The organism is Acinetobacter sp. ANC 3882, from assembly GCF_022549545.1.
Classification (GTDB): domain Bacteria; phylum Pseudomonadota; class Gammaproteobacteria; order Pseudomonadales; family Moraxellaceae; genus Acinetobacter.
Genome location: NZ_JAKZGB010000015.1, coordinates 23,374 through 38,591 on the forward strand (window position 1 = coordinate 23,374; position 15,218 = coordinate 38,591).

Consider the following 15,218-nt stretch of genomic DNA (forward strand, 5'->3'; position numbering starts at 1 on the left):
GAATATTGATTCGCTGCTTTACATCACCATAAGTGAAAATTTATTATGAATGAAATGATTTAATTTTATTCAAAACTATGAATCAGATTCATAATAGTCATCCACTTGACGTGGGCAATTTCCATCGCATTGATATCAATCTGTATCCTCTTTTTATTGCCATTTTTGAGCAAAACAGCATTTCAAAAGCAGCTCAACTCCTCTGTATCAGCCAATCTGCCGTCAGTCACGCCTTACAGCGGCTACGGACTCAGTTAGGCGATGAACTCTTTGTCCGTAGCGGACAAAAGATGTTGCCCACGCCATATGCCGAACAAATTTATCAACCGATTCAGGCTGCATTACTGATGATTCAGCAGATTGCAGTACCTCAACATGACTTTGTGCCAAGCATGTTACAAAGCCTGAAAATTGCCATTCACGATGAAATCGAACCGATTATTTTTCCAGAACTGGTCAATCATTTTGCCCAACTGAATTTAGATATTCAGTTTCTAAGTTCGAAACTGGATCGTAAAAATATGCTGGCCGATCTCTCTGCGCAGCAAATTGATTTTGTGATTGATCTGGTTCAACCCCATCAAGCTCATTTGCAGTTTGAAAATCTGATTGAAGACCATTTTGTGGTGTGTACCCAACAACCTGAGATGAACTTGTCGCTCTATTTATCCTCACCGCATATTGGTGTGTCATCACGGCGTACAGGCTTATTACTTGAAGATATTTATCTGAATCGACAACAACTGTCCCGACAAATTTTTCTACGCTGCCAGCACTATTCGACAGCTTTACAGGTGTTAGCGCAACACCCAAATGCCATTTTAACCATTCCTAAAAGCATTCTGAAAAACCTGCATTATGCTGAAAATCTGAATATTCATGCTTTACCCATTGAACTGCCTAAAATCAATATGGGCATGTATTGGCATGAACATGTCAAACATAATCCACGCCATCAATTTTTACGCACAGAGATTTTAAAAATTTTTAATACCCACGCATTTGATGAAGATTTGCACATTTTATAAAAGTATGTAATTCTATGCACATATTTGGATATCATTATCCATACAGAATTTGACAAGGGGAGTAGCCTCCTCCAAGCCTAAGTGCAAAACGCCTTAGGTGTCAGAGTTTCGTCATTACACTTTGCAAAAAGTCGGACTCTGAGCATCACAATCAATTGTGATGTAGGCAAGACCTTGATCATGTTGAAACAGGTGTATTAATTCATCTGGCAACTGGTCAAGGTTTTTTTATGCCCATTTGCCAGATAGGGAGTTGTGATGGAAACTATCGGTAATTTATGGCTATATGCCGTGTTCTTCGGCCTCGTCGCTGTCATGCTTGTCGTCGACTTTTTAGGCTTTAAACAAAAACAAAACCAAGATGTTCCAATCAGACAGGCTGCTTACTGGAGTATCGCGTGGGTCACTGTCGCGGTGCTGTTTGGTGGTGGTTTATGGTTCTACCTACAACAAACTGTAGGTGCAACCATTGCAAACCAAAAAACCATGGAGTATTTCGCAGGTTATCTACTGGAAAAATCATTAGCGATCGATAACGTTTTCGTTTGGTTGATGATTTTCGCAGCGTTTGCGATCCCGCCTGCTTTCCAGCGTAAAATCTTACTTTATGGCGTACTCGGTGCAATTATCTTAAGAACCATCTTTATCTTTATTGGAGCGTGGTTTGTACAAGAATTCTCTTGGGTGCTGTATATCTTCGGTGCGTTCCTAGTCTACACAGGCTTTAAGTTCCTGAAAGGACAGGATGAAGAAGACACTAATATTGAAGACATCAAGTTCCTGAAATGGTTACGCAAACATATGCGTATCACACCACAATTGCATGGTAACAGCTTCTTCGTCCGTCAAAATGGCTTACTCTGGGCAACACCTTTATTTTTAGTGTTGATCTTGGTTGAAGCGTCTGATGTGATTTTCGCTGTTGACTCCATTCCTGCGATCTTCGCAGTCACCACTGACCCGTTCATTGTTTTAACTGCAAACTTGATGGCGATTTTGGGCTTACGTGCGATGTTCTTTTTACTTTCTGGTGCGGCAAGTAAGATGCATTACTTACCTTATGGCTTAGGTATTATCCTCTTGTTCATTGGTGCGAAAATGTTATTGCTCGATGTATTCCATATGCCAATCTGGATCTCATTAGGCTTTATCGTACTGGTATTAAGCATCACCGCTTATCTATCAATACGTCATAATAAGCGCCAAGCGCAATAATAGCTTGAACATAAAAAGGGTCTCAATGCAGGCCCTTTTTTGATTTTGAACTCATCACTCAATATTTTCTATTTCTGGATCAATTGCTTGTAATAGAGGCCATTGCTGTAACCATTGTTTAGAATCGATACGCTTTTTAAACGTGGCGTAACTGACCAATGCTGGATTCCAGCAAAGTTTCAACTCAAATAAATCCTGTAAGCCAAACGGCGCAATCAATTCCAGTTCTCCTAAAGCATTTAACCGTACCGCAAGGGCTGTTGCTGTATCAGGCCATAACGATAAAGCCTGTTCAATCGACAGCAACGGCAGAATCCGTTCCCCATTATCTTTGCAATACCATGTATGCACCAATGCTTGATTGACCACATCCCATTGCTGTTGTGGAAACAATTGTTCTAGATGCTGTTGCAACTGCTTTTGTGAATATTGATCCCTTTCTGTTGCATCATAATAAATCACATCTACATCACTATATTTCAAATCAAAAGATTGACCATGTAAATGCGCCCACACGCTATTTCGTAGCACACCAGCACTTAAATACGCCTGGGGATGTAAATGAGATAATGTCTGCAATATTGCAGAAAGCGCAGGGGATTGAGTAATCATCTCGAAAAGGATCGATTGATAATACTCATGCGTGTTTTTCATGCTTCGATCAGCTGCATATATTTATTGAATCCACACATAATCATGCCTTAGTGCTCTGTACTTTAAAAGCACAGATCAATATCATATGTCGGCTTTCCTAATCAGAAACATAATAAAACAAGGCTGTTCACCAATTTATGTTGATCATGCCAATTAAAATGAGTGGGGTCTCATGCGTTCTAAAAAAATTAACTTAGTGGTCGTACCGTTATTATTAACGGCATGCAGCCATAATGATGGGCCATTGGTTCAAGATGTCTACAACAGTCAATATGACTGTGCAGCAGACTGGAATACTGAAACCTGCGAAGAAGAAAATAGCTCAGGCAGTAGCGGCTCCACTGCTGGGGTTCGCTATTATGGTGGCTTTGGATCAGGACGTTATTTAGGTCCACAGTATTATCAAAACAACCGTGAAGTCTCATTCCGTGGCAATAGCTTACGTCCACGTAGCAATCTCAGCGTTGGGCAACCCTCCATTTCAACTACGGCAAAAACCTATTCTGCATCATCTCCTGTCCGTGGCGGCTTTGGTCGTGGCGGTTTTTCCTTTGGTGGTTAATTTCAAAAACTGATATTTAAAATGAAAAGAAAAATCTTCAGCCCACGTACAGATTGGCAAATTGAACACCAAAATATTGGCTTTGATTATTATAATTTACCCTCACTGGATGGCTCAATTTACTGGTCGGAAGGCATTGCCTACGAATTTAGCCTGAAACAAATTGAACAGCTTGAAGATGCCGCCAATGAATTACATCAAATGTGTTTATCGGTTGCAGGTGATCTGATTCAGCGCGGTAATTACCCCGATTACTTCCATCTACCCACTGCGGCAATCGCACATATTGAGCAATCGTGGCAACAGAATGCACCGATGTTGTATGGACGTTTTGACTTCGCTTACGATGGCCGTAACATCAAAATGCTGGAATACAATGCAGATACGCCAACGGGCTTACTTGAAGCATCTGTGGCGCAATGGTTATGGATCGAACAAGTTTCAGGTATTCCCAATCGAGATCAATTTAATAGTATCCATGAAGACCTGATTAAACGTTGGAAAACCATTCTTCCGCGTGGAAGTCATCTCCATTTTGCTGCATGTCAGGAAGCAGGGCGAGAGGATTGGGGTAATCTAGAATATTTAATGGATACTGCCTTTCAAGCCCATCTGCAAGTCTCTGAACTCTCGATGGAGAACATCGGATGGAACGGACAAGGCTTTGTTGATTTAAATCATCATCCCATTCAAAACCTGTTCAAGCTTTATCCATGGGAATGGATTTGGGAAGAATCTTTTGCGCAATATCTCAGCCCTCAAACACAGTGGATTGAACCTTGTTGGAAAATGCTGCTCTCTAATAAAGCAATTTTAGTCGAGCTGTGGAAACGCTATCCCAATCATCCTCTTTTACTCGAAACTCACGCGTTTGATCCACAGAAAAAGTACGCTGAAAAATGGGTAAAAAAACCAATTTTGGCAAGAGAAGGGGCCAATATTCGGGTGTTACAAAATGGTCAAGATCAAGGCGCTGCCTCAGGAAGCTTTTATTTTGAAGATTATGATAAGTATGGTTATGTGGTGCAAAAATGGGTGGACACACCATCATTTTCGGGTCAATTACCAACCTTAGGTTTATGGATGGTCGGACATCAATGTGCGGGGATGTCCATTCGAGAAGACTGCTATGACATTATTGGCAATGATGCTCATTTTGCTGCACATTATTTTGTAGAATAAAAGACGTAATTTATATAAATCATCTACAGTTTTATTTTTTTAAAGCTCCCCCCACATTCTCTCGTGCTAGGCGGCATGGATGCTGCTAGTTTAGCTGTGATACATGGATGTATCATCAGCTAAACAGAGGATTTTTGTTACTTTTGATCCATCAAAATAAGCTAAATACCTATATCAAATAATGGAACAAACGAGATCCATAGAATCATTACTATTGATTTAAATCGTATGTGTTGCCACACGTTTCATATACGCGATCAAGCGAGTAAAAAATAAAATCTGCAAAAAAATCGTAAACGCTGAAACGCACCACTCATACCATATGTCAAACATAGTATCAGCCAAACCAAAATATTGATAAATCGCCAACAGCACAATACCAAAGACAATGCCTGCAACGGTTGTCTGCATCAAAATAGGAAATGATAGGGCCGTTATCCGATTTAAGAAATGAATGCCTTGATAGCCACCATTGGCCTGATAAGTCCGTTGAATTCCGATTAACATAATCAAAAGAGTCAGTACTGCTTCAACCCCAATTACACGCGCATCAGAATAAGGCGAGTACATACCGTAGTAATACACCACACTCACCACCAATGCTGCTGCAAGATAATAGTTTTTATAATGTTGTTTACTTAAAGTGTCCTCAGCCAACTCATGCGCCAAAGCTTTAGTATTCCAATAATACATACGTATTTTTCTCAAGAAGTATCATTATTGCTGACAATTTACGCATTTCCACTCAAAAGTAAAGTGAATTGATTCAATCTATTACTCACATTTATACACGTTTTAACGGCTTTAATTAGCCGAATAATCCAGTAAATTTGGCAAAATCAGGTACAATCAACCGAAAAAAGTAAAATTGTAGGTTGTTATGACTTTGGCTAATCCAATCACGGTGATTCGTGGTCGTTTCTTAGATATTCAAAAAACCGTTTCCCAAGCTGCTGAAATTGCCGATCAAGTTCGTTATATCGAAGATGGTGTCCTCATTACGGAACAAGGCAAAATTCGCTGGTTTGGCACGTGGAACGACGCTCAAGCCCATCTTCCTGCAAACGTTGATATTCAGCATTATCCAGAACAATTGATCATTCCAGGCATGATCGATACACACATTCACTTCCCACAAACCGAAATGGTCGGTGCCTACGGCGAACAGCTGCTAAGCTGGTTGAACACCTATACTTTCCCCACGGAAATTCAGTTCAAAGACAAAGCGTATGCACAAGACATTGCCAAGTTTTTTGTCAATGAACTGCTTAAAAATGGCACCACCACTGCATTGGTATTCTGTACGGTTCATCCTGAATCTGTAGATGCCTTATTCGAAGCTGCAGAACAGCACCAGATGCGTTTAATCGCAGGTAAAGTGATGATGGATCGTCATGCACCAGAAGCCCTATGTGATACCGCAGAGAGCGGCTACGATGATTCTAAAGCACTGATTGAAAAGTGGCATGGGCAGGGTCGAGCGTTATACGCGATCACACCGCGTTTTGCGCCAACATCTACGCCTGAACAGTTGGAAAAAGCAGGACAACTTAAAGCACAATTTCCAGATGTCTATATGCATACACATTTAAGTGAAAACAAAGATGAAATCGCTTGGGTGAAAGATTTATTCCCTGAACAAAAAGGCTATTTAGATGTTTACCATCATTATGGTTTAACGGGCCAACGTTCCGTATTTGCCCATTGCGTTCATTTGGAAGATGCAGAATGGAAATGCATGCATGATACCGACTCTGCCATTGCCTTCTGTCCAACTTCAAACCTGTTCTTGGGTAGTGGTTTATTTCCATTGAAAAAGACCTGGGAACAGCAAGTTAAAGTCGGTTTGGGTACAGACGTTGGGGCAGGGACCTCGTTTAGCTTATTGCAAACCGTAAATGAAGCCTACAAAGTCCAACAGTTACAGGGCGACAAACTCTCTGCATTTGAATCGCTGTATCATGCAACTCTGGGTGGTGCAAAAGCCTTGGATTTAGATGACAAGCTCGGTAACTTTAACTTAGGTAAAGAAGCTGATTTTGTAGTGCTCAATCTCAAACCAACGGCATTGCAACAATTACGTCAATCCCGTTCAAAATCGGTCGAAGACAGCGTATTTGCACTATTCACCATGGGTGATGACCGCAATATTGAGGCAACCTATATTTATGGACAGAAAGCCTACAGCCAAAACTAAACGTTTAAACAAACAAAGACTTGGGTGGTTTTTCGTTGTTGTTGGATGTGCTGTTCTGTTAAAACGTGACAGCGCATCTGCTCAAAATGAAACATTTTCTTCACCATCAAAAGGTGCATGAAAAGTGATTTTGTTTTAAAATTGGCAGATTAGCTCAAGATTTCGAGGTGTTGCAGGTCAACACCTTTTTTATTTTCCCGTTTTTAAGTTTTAGGAATCTACCGATGACCATTGCAATGCGCATTATGATTTCAAGTGAAGAGATTCAAGCCAAAGTGAAAGAACTTGGCGAAAAAATCAATGCACACTATGCTCAAAGTGATAAAGAACTGGTATTGATTGGCTTGTTGCGTGGGTCAGTTATTTTTATGGCAGACTTATGCCGTGCAATTGAAAAGCCACACGAACTCGATTTTATGACCGTTTCTAGCTACGTTAATGGCACGACGATTTCATCACGCGACGTAAAGATCCTCAAAGATCTCGATGGTGAAATTCACGGTAAAGATGTACTTGTGGTTGAAGACATTATCGACTCAGGCAACACCTTAAGCAAAGTGGTCGAGATGCTTCAAACACGTAATCCAAACTCAATTGAACTGTGTACCTTGGTAAGTAAACCATCACGCCGTGAAATTCCTTTGGAAGTAAAATTTTTAGGTTTTGAAGTCGAAGATCGTTTCATTGTGGGTTATGGTTTGGATTTCGATCAAAAATATCGTCACCTACCTTTTATCGGTGAGATTGGTCTTTAATTTATAAACCTCATTCGCATTTCTTCAATGCTTATGACATATGTAATAAGCTAATCGTTGCTGTTACATAAGGTGCTTTCGGGCACCTTTTTTATTGCTTTAATTTAAACAAACCTTGCTAAAGAATGCACAAAAATACGACACAAATAGGCAATCCACTACAGACAAAGCAAGATCAGATCAAGCAGGATAGTAAGAAATATCACTGTTAAAACAAGGAGAAAGACAATGTGGTCTCTAATTGTGGCAATCGTCGTTGGTTTTTTTGCTGGTTTAATTGCCCGAGCGCTACATCCAGGTGAGGATAAAGCAGGCTTTATCGTAACAACATTATTGGGTATTGCAGGTTCATTACTGGCTACGTATGGTGGCCGCTTACTCGGCTTATATGCCGAAAATTCGGCAGCTGGTTTTATTGCTTCCGTACTGGGTGCCGTGATTATTTTATTTATCTATAAGTTAGTCACCAAAAAAAGCTAAACAAATAAACAACTCCCAATTCATTTTCAGCAATGGATTGGGAGTTGTCCTTTCTAGATTTATAAACCCAACTCTTTCCAAATCATTTGAATTTCTTCAGCACTACGCCCGCCAACCATTTTTAAACCATTGCCAAAAATCAATGTCGGTGTACCATCCACACCCAATTTACGTCCTAACTCAAGATTACGTTCAATTGGGTTGGCACAGCTTTTTTCTTTCGGCTGCACATTTTTTTGCAACAAGTTTTTCCAGGTGTAAGCTTGGTTTGCGTCACACCAAACCGATTTAGCCACTGCAATGGATTGTGGTTTTAATGGATACATAAACGTATAAATCGTGACGTCATTGAGCTTATCTAGCTCTGCTTCTAATTTTTTACAATAAGAACAATTTGGGTCTGAGAATACAACAAGCTCATGCTTTCCAGTACCTTTCACTGTTTTAATGGCATCTTTAAAAGGCAATTGTTTCCAGTCAATCGAGTTTTGTTTTAGCACTAGATCTTTAGTGAGATTTTTTTGATCTTTTAAGCGAACCATAGAGCCCACAAACATATGTTCTGCACTTTCATCTAAATAAATAATCTGATTATCCAGACTTGCACTATATAGGCTGGGCATTTCTGTGGTTTGAATATTGGTCACTTGAATATTGGGATACTGCTTGGCTAAATTGTTTTTTAAAGTCTCTACATTGGCGAAACTCATTGCAGAAACACAACTTAATAATGAGAACATCCCAATTTTTTTTAACATGACTGACACTCTATTCAAAAATCAGTGGCTATTGTAATGACTCTCTAATCGACAAACAGCTTAGCTTACTGAGCAACAACCAAAAATCAACCAACCCTAGCCATGTTTCACGTGGAACATTGCAGCTTATAGATCCATGAAACAACCTGCCAAACTTAAGCGATATATTTGGTAAAAAACTGACAATATTGATACATCATATTGATATTTATTTAATATTTCAAAAACTCAGTAGCTCACAGCTTTTCTTTTTGGAATAATCTGTTCCAATTCGTCAGGAAGCAGGGAATTGTTCGATAAAAAAGTATCAACTCAAAGGAAATAGATATCGATAGGTAACCTCAACTTTTAAGTCATCAAAATATGTTTGTATTATCGAACGATTTTAGTCATATCATAGGAATGGACACCGTTTCATCTTAAAATTTAGGTACATCAATGTATAGTGCGGAACTATTAGAAGAAGCCAAAACCTTTATGTTTCATATGCTCACCAAAGTGGTGGAATATGGCGGTTCAGATTTATTTATCACTGCAGATTTTCCACCGAGCATTAAACTTCAAGGCTTAATGCGACCTTTGGGACAACAAGCCTTAACAGCAGATAAAACCAAGCTGTTTGCCTATAGCTTAATGAATGAAAAACAACGCCAAGAATTTGAAAATGAATGGGAATGCAATTTTGCAATCAATGTGCCCAATGTTTCACGTTTCCGTGTCAATGTCTTTAAGCAACAGCTACAGATTGGTATGGTGATTCGTACGATTACTTCTGAAATTCCAACCTTCCAAAAGCTCAAACTCCCAGAATCCTTGAAAAATGTGATTATGGAAAAACGTGGTTTAGTGCTGGTGGTCGGTGGAACAGGTTCAGGTAAATCCACCTCATTGGCGGCCATGATTGACCACCGCAATGAAAACTCAGCAGGACATATCATCACCGTTGAAGATCCTGTGGAATACGTACATAAACACAAAAAATCCATGATTACCCATCGTGAAGTCGGTGTTGATTGTCATTCATGGCAGCATGCTTTGAAAAACACCTTACGTCAGGCACCCGATGTGATTCTGATTGGTGAAATCCGTGATACCGAAACCATGGAACATGCCATTGCCTTTGCTGAAACAGGTCATCTTTGCTTGGGCACCTTACATGCCAACAACGCCAATCAAGCTTTGGATCGGATTATTAACTTTTTCCCAGAAGAACGCCGTAATCAATTGCTCATGGACCTTTCATCCAATATGAAAGCGATTATTTCGCAACGTTTGGTAAGGACTCAAGACGGTCAAGGTCGCCGTGCAGCAATTGAAATTTTGTTGAATACCCCGTTAATTGGAGACAATATTCTAAAAGGGCAATTCCACGCGCTGAAAGAGATTATGAGCAAATCACGCGAGCTGGGTATGCAAACCTTCGATCAGGCGCTATTCGAGCTCTATAACGAAGGCGCAATCAGCTACGATGAGGCTTTACGTAATGCCGATTCAGTCAATGAATTGCGCTTACAGATCAAGCTAAAAAGTACGCGCCAAGAAGGTTCGCCTGTCGCCATGATGACCGCTTTAAATGTAGTACAAGAACAAAAGACGGAAGAGGAGCAAGAACAAGGTTAATTGAACAGTTGCTTAGATCACATCACGATCTAAGCAACTTATCTTTGATTTAATTGATTATTTCCCAATACAGAACGAACCAAAAATCTTACCCAGCAGATCATCGGCACTAAAATCACCTGTGATTTCACCTAATGCATTTTGCGCCAAACGTAATGACTCTGCCACCAGTTCACCCGCATTAAATACTACAAGTTGCTCACGTGCTTCGGATAAATAGCGCTGAGTACGCTTCATTGCGTCTAAATGACGTGTTCGAGCAATAAAGGTGTCTTCCTCAGGCTGGAAGCCAGCATGTGCTGTAACCGCCTCTATGAGCGCTTGAACACCCATATCCTGTTTTGCAGAGACACTGATATGACGGAAGCCTTGATAATCACTTAAGGCAGCATCCTGACCCGTTAAATCGCATTTATTGCCAATCAATAGCAAACGTTTTGGCTCAAGATGCTCTGCAAAATATTCATGAGCCAATTGCAAAGGTTCATCCCCCTGATTTAGGTCATAAACCAATAGCAATAGATCAGCCTGTTCAATCTCTTTGATGGCACGACGAATACCTTCTTGCTCGACGATATCACCAGTTTCACGTAGACCTGCAGTATCGGTTAGGGTAATCGGCAAACCATTTAAGCTGATCTTTTCATGCAATACATCACGAGTGGTGCCTGCGATATCAGTCACGATCGCGCGCTCATGCCCAGCCAATGCATTTAACAAGCTGGATTTACCCGCATTCGGTTTGCCGGCAATCACCACCTGTAAACCTTCACGCAATAGCTGTCCTTGGCGTGCAGACTGCTGTACCGCTTGAACCGAGTCCTGTACATCATCCAATAACGCTAAAATCTTGCCATCGGCAAGGAAATCAATTTCTTCTTCTGGAAAATCAATGGCCGCTTCAACATGCAAACGCAAGTGAATCAGTTTTTCTAAAACTGTATTAATTTTGGTTGAGAATGCACCTTGCAAAGAGCGGACCGCAGAACGTGCTGCAGCTTGTGAGGTTGCGTCAATCAAATCGGCAATTGCTTCTGCTTGTACCAAATCCATTTTGCCATTTTCAAAGGCACGCATGGAAAACTCACCCGCTTTTGCAGCAGTCGCGCCCAAATCGAGCAACCGTGCCAGCAACGCATTTTGGATGACAGGGCCACCATGTCCCTGTAATTCCACTACATCTTCACCCGTAAACGAATGCGGATTTGGAAAACATAACACAATCCCTTCATCCATCACCGAGCCATCGGCATCACAAAACTGACGGAAGCCTGCCATTCGTGCAGCAGGAAGTTTTTTCTGAGTGAGTTGTTCTGCTATCGCATAGGCTTTCGGTCCAGAGAGTCGAATCACCCCCACACCACCACGACCTAATGGGGTAGCAATCGCAGCAATAGTGGTTTGATGTTGCATGTTAAATTCACCTAAAAACGAGCGGGTTATACAATGGACAACCCTAAATACAGACAAAGAAAAATCCGCCTAAGATTACCATCTTAAGCGGATTTATTCAGTAAAAGTTCGAACTTAAGCGCTCGGCTCAACCTTGTTGAGACGGTCTTTTTCGACACCTTTGTTAATAAACCATTGTTGCAAAATGGTAATACTGTTGTTGACGATCCAGTAAAGCACGAGGCCCGCAGGGAAGAACAACATGAATACCGTAAACATGATTGGCATGATACGGAATACTTTTGCCTGCATTGGATCAGTTGGCTGTGGGTTCAACATTTGCTGAACAAACATGGTCACACCCATGATCAACGGCAAGATAAACCATGGATCCATTGCTGATAAATCTTGAATCCAGCCTAACCATGGTGCATGACGGAGTTCAACAGATTCCATCAATACCCAGTACAAGGCCAAGAAAATCGGCATTTGTAATAATAACGGCAAGCAACCAGATAATGGATTGACTTGTTCACGCTTATACAAGGCCATCATTTCTTGTGAGAAACGCATACGGTCTTCACCAAATTCTTCTTTCATGCGTTGCATTTCAGGTGCAATCACACGCATTTTCGCCATTGAGCGATAACTTTTTGAAGAAAGTGGCCATAAAATCAGTTTCACCAAGATCGTCAATAGAATAATTGACCAGCCCCAGTTACCAATGATGTTATGGAAGAATTGCAGACCTAAGAATAACAATTTAGCAATCGGCCATAACCAACCATAATCTACAGTTTGGTTTAAACCATCAGCCAAGTCTTTCAGTTCAGACTGAACTTTTGGACCAGAATAAAGCTTAGCATCCACTTCCATTGACGTACCCGCTGGTACATTAATCACTGGAGAAGTGAAGCCCATGATATTCATGTGATCAGCAGACTGACGAGATTCCAGCTTAGCAACATAGGGTTGACCATCAGCTTGAGTAAGTTTTAAATTCCCAGGAATCCAAGCACTTACAAAATAATGCTGAACGATAGCAACCCAGCCACCTTTTGCATCAACATTTAGTTTTTCATCATTAAAATTGGTAAATTTTAACTTGTTATAGTGTGCATCTGGTGCACCCCAAGCGCCACCCAGATAGGTTCCCAAAGTGAAAATACCTTGCGAAGATTTACCTGGATCGTCTGAATTATCACGCTTTAACTGACCAAACATTTGACCTTGCCAGTTTTGCTGACTACGGTTAATGACTTGGTGTTTTACCGTAATCGGATAATCACCCTGCGTGAAGGTGAACGATTTGATCACTTCTACGCCTTCTGGTGTTTTAAATACCAACGGCACAGTCAAAACTTGATGTGTTTTACCATCTTTCGATGCGACGCTTTTTGCATCCGCCAAAGTATATGCTGTTTTTTCAACATCATACATTGGACGACCACTACGGCTGCTATCAGGTCCATTTAAACCAATTAAGCCAGATTGAGCGACGTAAGTACGTTTCGCATCACTTTCCAGCATAACGAAAGGTTTTTCGCTGTCTTTGCTTTCATCGTGGCTTAACAATTCAATACGAACAATATCACCACCCTTTGGATTGATCCAAAGATGATAAAGATCAGTTTGTACTGAAATCAATTGCTGACTCACAGAAGGTGTTTCTGTGGCTTGTGATGCAGTCACATTTGCTTGTGGCAAGTCTGAAGCCGCTGTTGCATTTTGAGCATTTGGCAAATCTGCAGATACGTCATGCGCACTTACAACAGCCGCTTGTTGTTGCGGAGCTGGTGTCGCATGACCGTAATCTTTTTGCCAAGCCAAAATAAGCAAATATGCGGTAACAAACATGGCTCCAAGAATTGCAAATCTGGCCCATTGTTGCATATCTATTATCCCAAATGGTTAGAGAGATTTTGCTTGAATAAACGATCACGAAAGGGTACAGCAACGTGATGCATTTGAGAATCTATTTGATGAAACGAAATAAAACGAAGTGCTTTGCGTGGGACCGGATCATAGCCTGAACCACCCCAAGGATGACAACGGCAAATTCGCTTAGTCGAAAGCCATACACCTTTTGCTGCACCATGTGTCTGCAGTGCTTCAATTGCATATTGAGAGCAAGTGGGAATATAGCGACAACGAGGACCCAATAAGGGACTAATTGCAATTTGGTAACATCTTATCAACCAATGTAGTAAACGTACCATTGGAGATCTCTAATTTTGGAGGGATGTCACAACGACTTTAGAATGCTTCTTTGCTAAGCGTTGTAATTTTTGCCAAGCAAAATCTAATTGTTGATGTAATTCTTGATTTGCGATTGCTTCTATACCAACTTTAGGCATCACCACAATATCGATATCAGCATTAAATTGCGCTTGATGTAAGCGAAAGCTCTCCCGAGCAAGACGTTTTATTCGATTTCGTTCATGCGCACGGCGCACCTTTTTTTTAGCAACAACAATACCCAAACGGCTTTTCGGCTGTTCGGTTAATTTTGCTAAAAAAAGGAAATGGGGCTGATGCACTTTAAAAAGCGCACCATCAAATACACTTTTATAATCTGCAGCACAACGAATACGAGATTCAGTGCCAAAACTGTAAAGTGTCATCACCCAAGTCTGGTCAGCTTAACAGTATTAAACAGTTAAGCTATGACGACCTTTTGCACGACGACGAGCTAAAACTTGACGACCAGCTTTTGTTGCCATACGAGCACGGAAACCATGAACACGCTTACGCTTTAATTCAGATGGTTGGAAAGTACGTTTCATATCGAAACTCCCAAAAATGATCTTTCTATAAAGGTCCGCGATTTTATGGTGCAAAGCTCAGTCTGTCAATGGAAAATCAAAATCTTTACATTTTGTTTGTTCTGTTTGACATCAGTAGAGAAAGGCGAACTTTATCTGTTGAGTTGAAAACAAAAAATATACACATGCTATCTATTTAAATTATATCAACATTACGTTATATTCACACCTTAATCACAAGCTTATCAACAATTCATTTTGTATTTTAAATTTAATTCTTGGATTTTGAATTTAAATTTCGATATGCTCAGTTATCCACAATTCGAGTGAACCTTATAAGTAAATTCAAATTTTAAAATTTAAATTTATTACTATTAGAGTGGATTTATTCTGTGGAAAGGCGTGTTTTTTTATAAATAAACATATAGTTACTTTGTGGATAACCATGTTTTTATCATTTTTATAGTTTGTGGATAACTTGACGGTTAAAACTATCCACAGCTTGTGCAAAAAGTTATGCACATGTGGTTTTAAATTTGAATTTATAAACGATTGCTTTCTTTTTCAGCAAAAGTCTCATAAATTTGCCTGACAGATGTGGATAACTTGG

Annotated in this window: 16 protein-coding genes; 8 read left to right on the top strand and 8 right to left on the bottom strand. The window is 40.4% G+C overall.

Features of this window, described 5'->3' with window-relative positions; translation table 11 throughout:
* The first annotated feature begins 77 nt into the window (after window positions 1-77).
* Together MMO42_RS17810 and MMO42_RS17815 are read left to right on the top strand one after the other, a co-directional pair.
* Window positions 78-1,028, top strand: coding sequence for a LysR family transcriptional regulator (locus MMO42_RS17810; RefSeq protein ID WP_241321546.1), 951 nt, complete (start codon window positions 78-80; stop codon window positions 1,026-1,028).
* 258 nt (window positions 1,029-1,286) lie between these two features.
* Entirely contained in the window at window positions 1,287-2,243 is a 957-nt protein-coding gene (locus MMO42_RS17815; protein ID WP_005290640.1) for a TerC family protein, read from the top strand.
* A gap of 54 nt (window positions 2,244-2,297) precedes the next feature.
* Here the strand turns inward: MMO42_RS17815 and MMO42_RS17820 are convergent, their stop codons facing one another.
* Window positions 2,298-2,897: a nucleotidyltransferase family protein gene (locus MMO42_RS17820; protein WP_241321547.1), complete on the bottom strand. Its 600-nt coding sequence runs from the start codon at window positions 2,895-2,897 to the stop codon at window positions 2,298-2,300.
* Between the two features lie 172 nt (window positions 2,898-3,069).
* On the opposite strand from MMO42_RS17820, the gene MMO42_RS17825 reads away from it, so the two are divergent.
* Window positions 3,070-3,459: a hypothetical protein gene (locus MMO42_RS17825; RefSeq protein WP_005290634.1), complete on the top strand. Its 390-nt coding sequence runs from the start codon at window positions 3,070-3,072 to the stop codon at window positions 3,457-3,459.
* A 21-nt stretch (window positions 3,460-3,480) separates the two neighbouring features.
* Window positions 3,481-4,641: a glutathionylspermidine synthase family protein gene (locus tag MMO42_RS17830; protein WP_241321548.1), complete on the top strand. Its 1,161-nt coding sequence runs from the start codon at window positions 3,481-3,483 to the stop codon at window positions 4,639-4,641.
* 219 nt (window positions 4,642-4,860) lie between these two features.
* Here MMO42_RS17830 and MMO42_RS17835 read toward each other — a convergent pair whose 3' ends face one another.
* Window positions 4,861-5,334, bottom strand: a complete 474-nt coding sequence (locus tag MMO42_RS17835; RefSeq protein ID WP_241321549.1) for a hypothetical protein — start codon at window positions 5,332-5,334, stop codon at window positions 4,861-4,863.
* Window positions 5,335-5,521: 187 nt separating this feature from the next.
* Here MMO42_RS17835 and guaD point away from each other — a divergent pair, with 187 nt between their 5' ends.
* From guaD to MMO42_RS17850, 3 genes are all read left to right on the top strand, one after another.
* Entirely contained in the window at window positions 5,522-6,838 is a 1,317-nt protein-coding gene (gene guaD / locus MMO42_RS17840) for a guanine deaminase (protein ID WP_241321550.1), read from the top strand.
* A 224-nt stretch (window positions 6,839-7,062) separates the two neighbouring features.
* On the top strand, window positions 7,063-7,593 hold the full coding sequence (gene hpt, locus MMO42_RS17845) for a hypoxanthine phosphoribosyltransferase (protein WP_005290621.1): 531 nt from the start codon (window positions 7,063-7,065) through the stop codon (window positions 7,591-7,593).
* A gap of 228 nt (window positions 7,594-7,821) precedes the next feature.
* Window positions 7,822-8,073: a GlsB/YeaQ/YmgE family stress response membrane protein gene (locus MMO42_RS17850; protein WP_005290618.1), complete on the top strand. Its 252-nt coding sequence runs from the start codon at window positions 7,822-7,824 to the stop codon at window positions 8,071-8,073.
* A gap of 59 nt (window positions 8,074-8,132) precedes the next feature.
* On the opposite strand, the gene MMO42_RS17855 is transcribed toward MMO42_RS17850, so the two are convergent.
* On the bottom strand, window positions 8,133-8,831 hold the full coding sequence (locus tag MMO42_RS17855) for a DsbC family protein (RefSeq protein WP_241321551.1): 699 nt from the start codon (window positions 8,829-8,831) through the stop codon (window positions 8,133-8,135).
* 438 nt (window positions 8,832-9,269) lie between these two features.
* Here MMO42_RS17855 and MMO42_RS17860 point away from each other — a divergent pair, with 438 nt between their 5' ends.
* On the top strand, window positions 9,270-10,451 hold the full coding sequence (locus MMO42_RS17860) for a PilT/PilU family type 4a pilus ATPase (RefSeq protein WP_241321552.1): 1,182 nt from the start codon (window positions 9,270-9,272) through the stop codon (window positions 10,449-10,451).
* 57 nt (window positions 10,452-10,508) lie between these two features.
* Here MMO42_RS17860 and mnmE read toward each other — a convergent pair whose 3' ends face one another.
* The 5 genes from mnmE to rpmH all read right to left on the bottom strand — a co-directional run bounded on the left by mnmE (window position 10,509) and on the right by rpmH (window position 14,629).
* Window positions 10,509-11,864, bottom strand: a complete 1,356-nt coding sequence (mnmE, locus tag MMO42_RS17865) for a tRNA uridine-5-carboxymethylaminomethyl(34) synthesis GTPase MnmE (RefSeq protein ID WP_005290607.1) — start codon at window positions 11,862-11,864, stop codon at window positions 10,509-10,511.
* A gap of 114 nt (window positions 11,865-11,978) precedes the next feature.
* Window positions 11,979-13,736: a membrane protein insertase YidC gene (gene yidC / locus MMO42_RS17870; RefSeq protein WP_241321553.1), complete on the bottom strand. Its 1,758-nt coding sequence runs from the start codon at window positions 13,734-13,736 to the stop codon at window positions 11,979-11,981.
* A gap of 5 nt (window positions 13,737-13,741) precedes the next feature.
* Window positions 13,742-14,062, bottom strand: a complete 321-nt coding sequence (gene yidD, locus MMO42_RS17875) for a membrane protein insertion efficiency factor YidD (protein WP_005146289.1) — start codon at window positions 14,060-14,062, stop codon at window positions 13,742-13,744.
* A 9-nt stretch (window positions 14,063-14,071) separates the two neighbouring features.
* Window positions 14,072-14,467, bottom strand: coding sequence for a ribonuclease P protein component (gene rnpA, locus MMO42_RS17880; RefSeq protein WP_004656857.1), 396 nt, complete (start codon window positions 14,465-14,467; stop codon window positions 14,072-14,074).
* A gap of 27 nt (window positions 14,468-14,494) precedes the next feature.
* The gene (gene rpmH, locus MMO42_RS17885) at window positions 14,495-14,629 is read right to left on the bottom strand and encodes a 50S ribosomal protein L34 (protein WP_000831329.1); all 135 of its coding nucleotides are present in this window, start codon (window positions 14,627-14,629) and stop codon (window positions 14,495-14,497) included.
* Window positions 14,630-15,218: the final 589 nt, after the last annotated feature.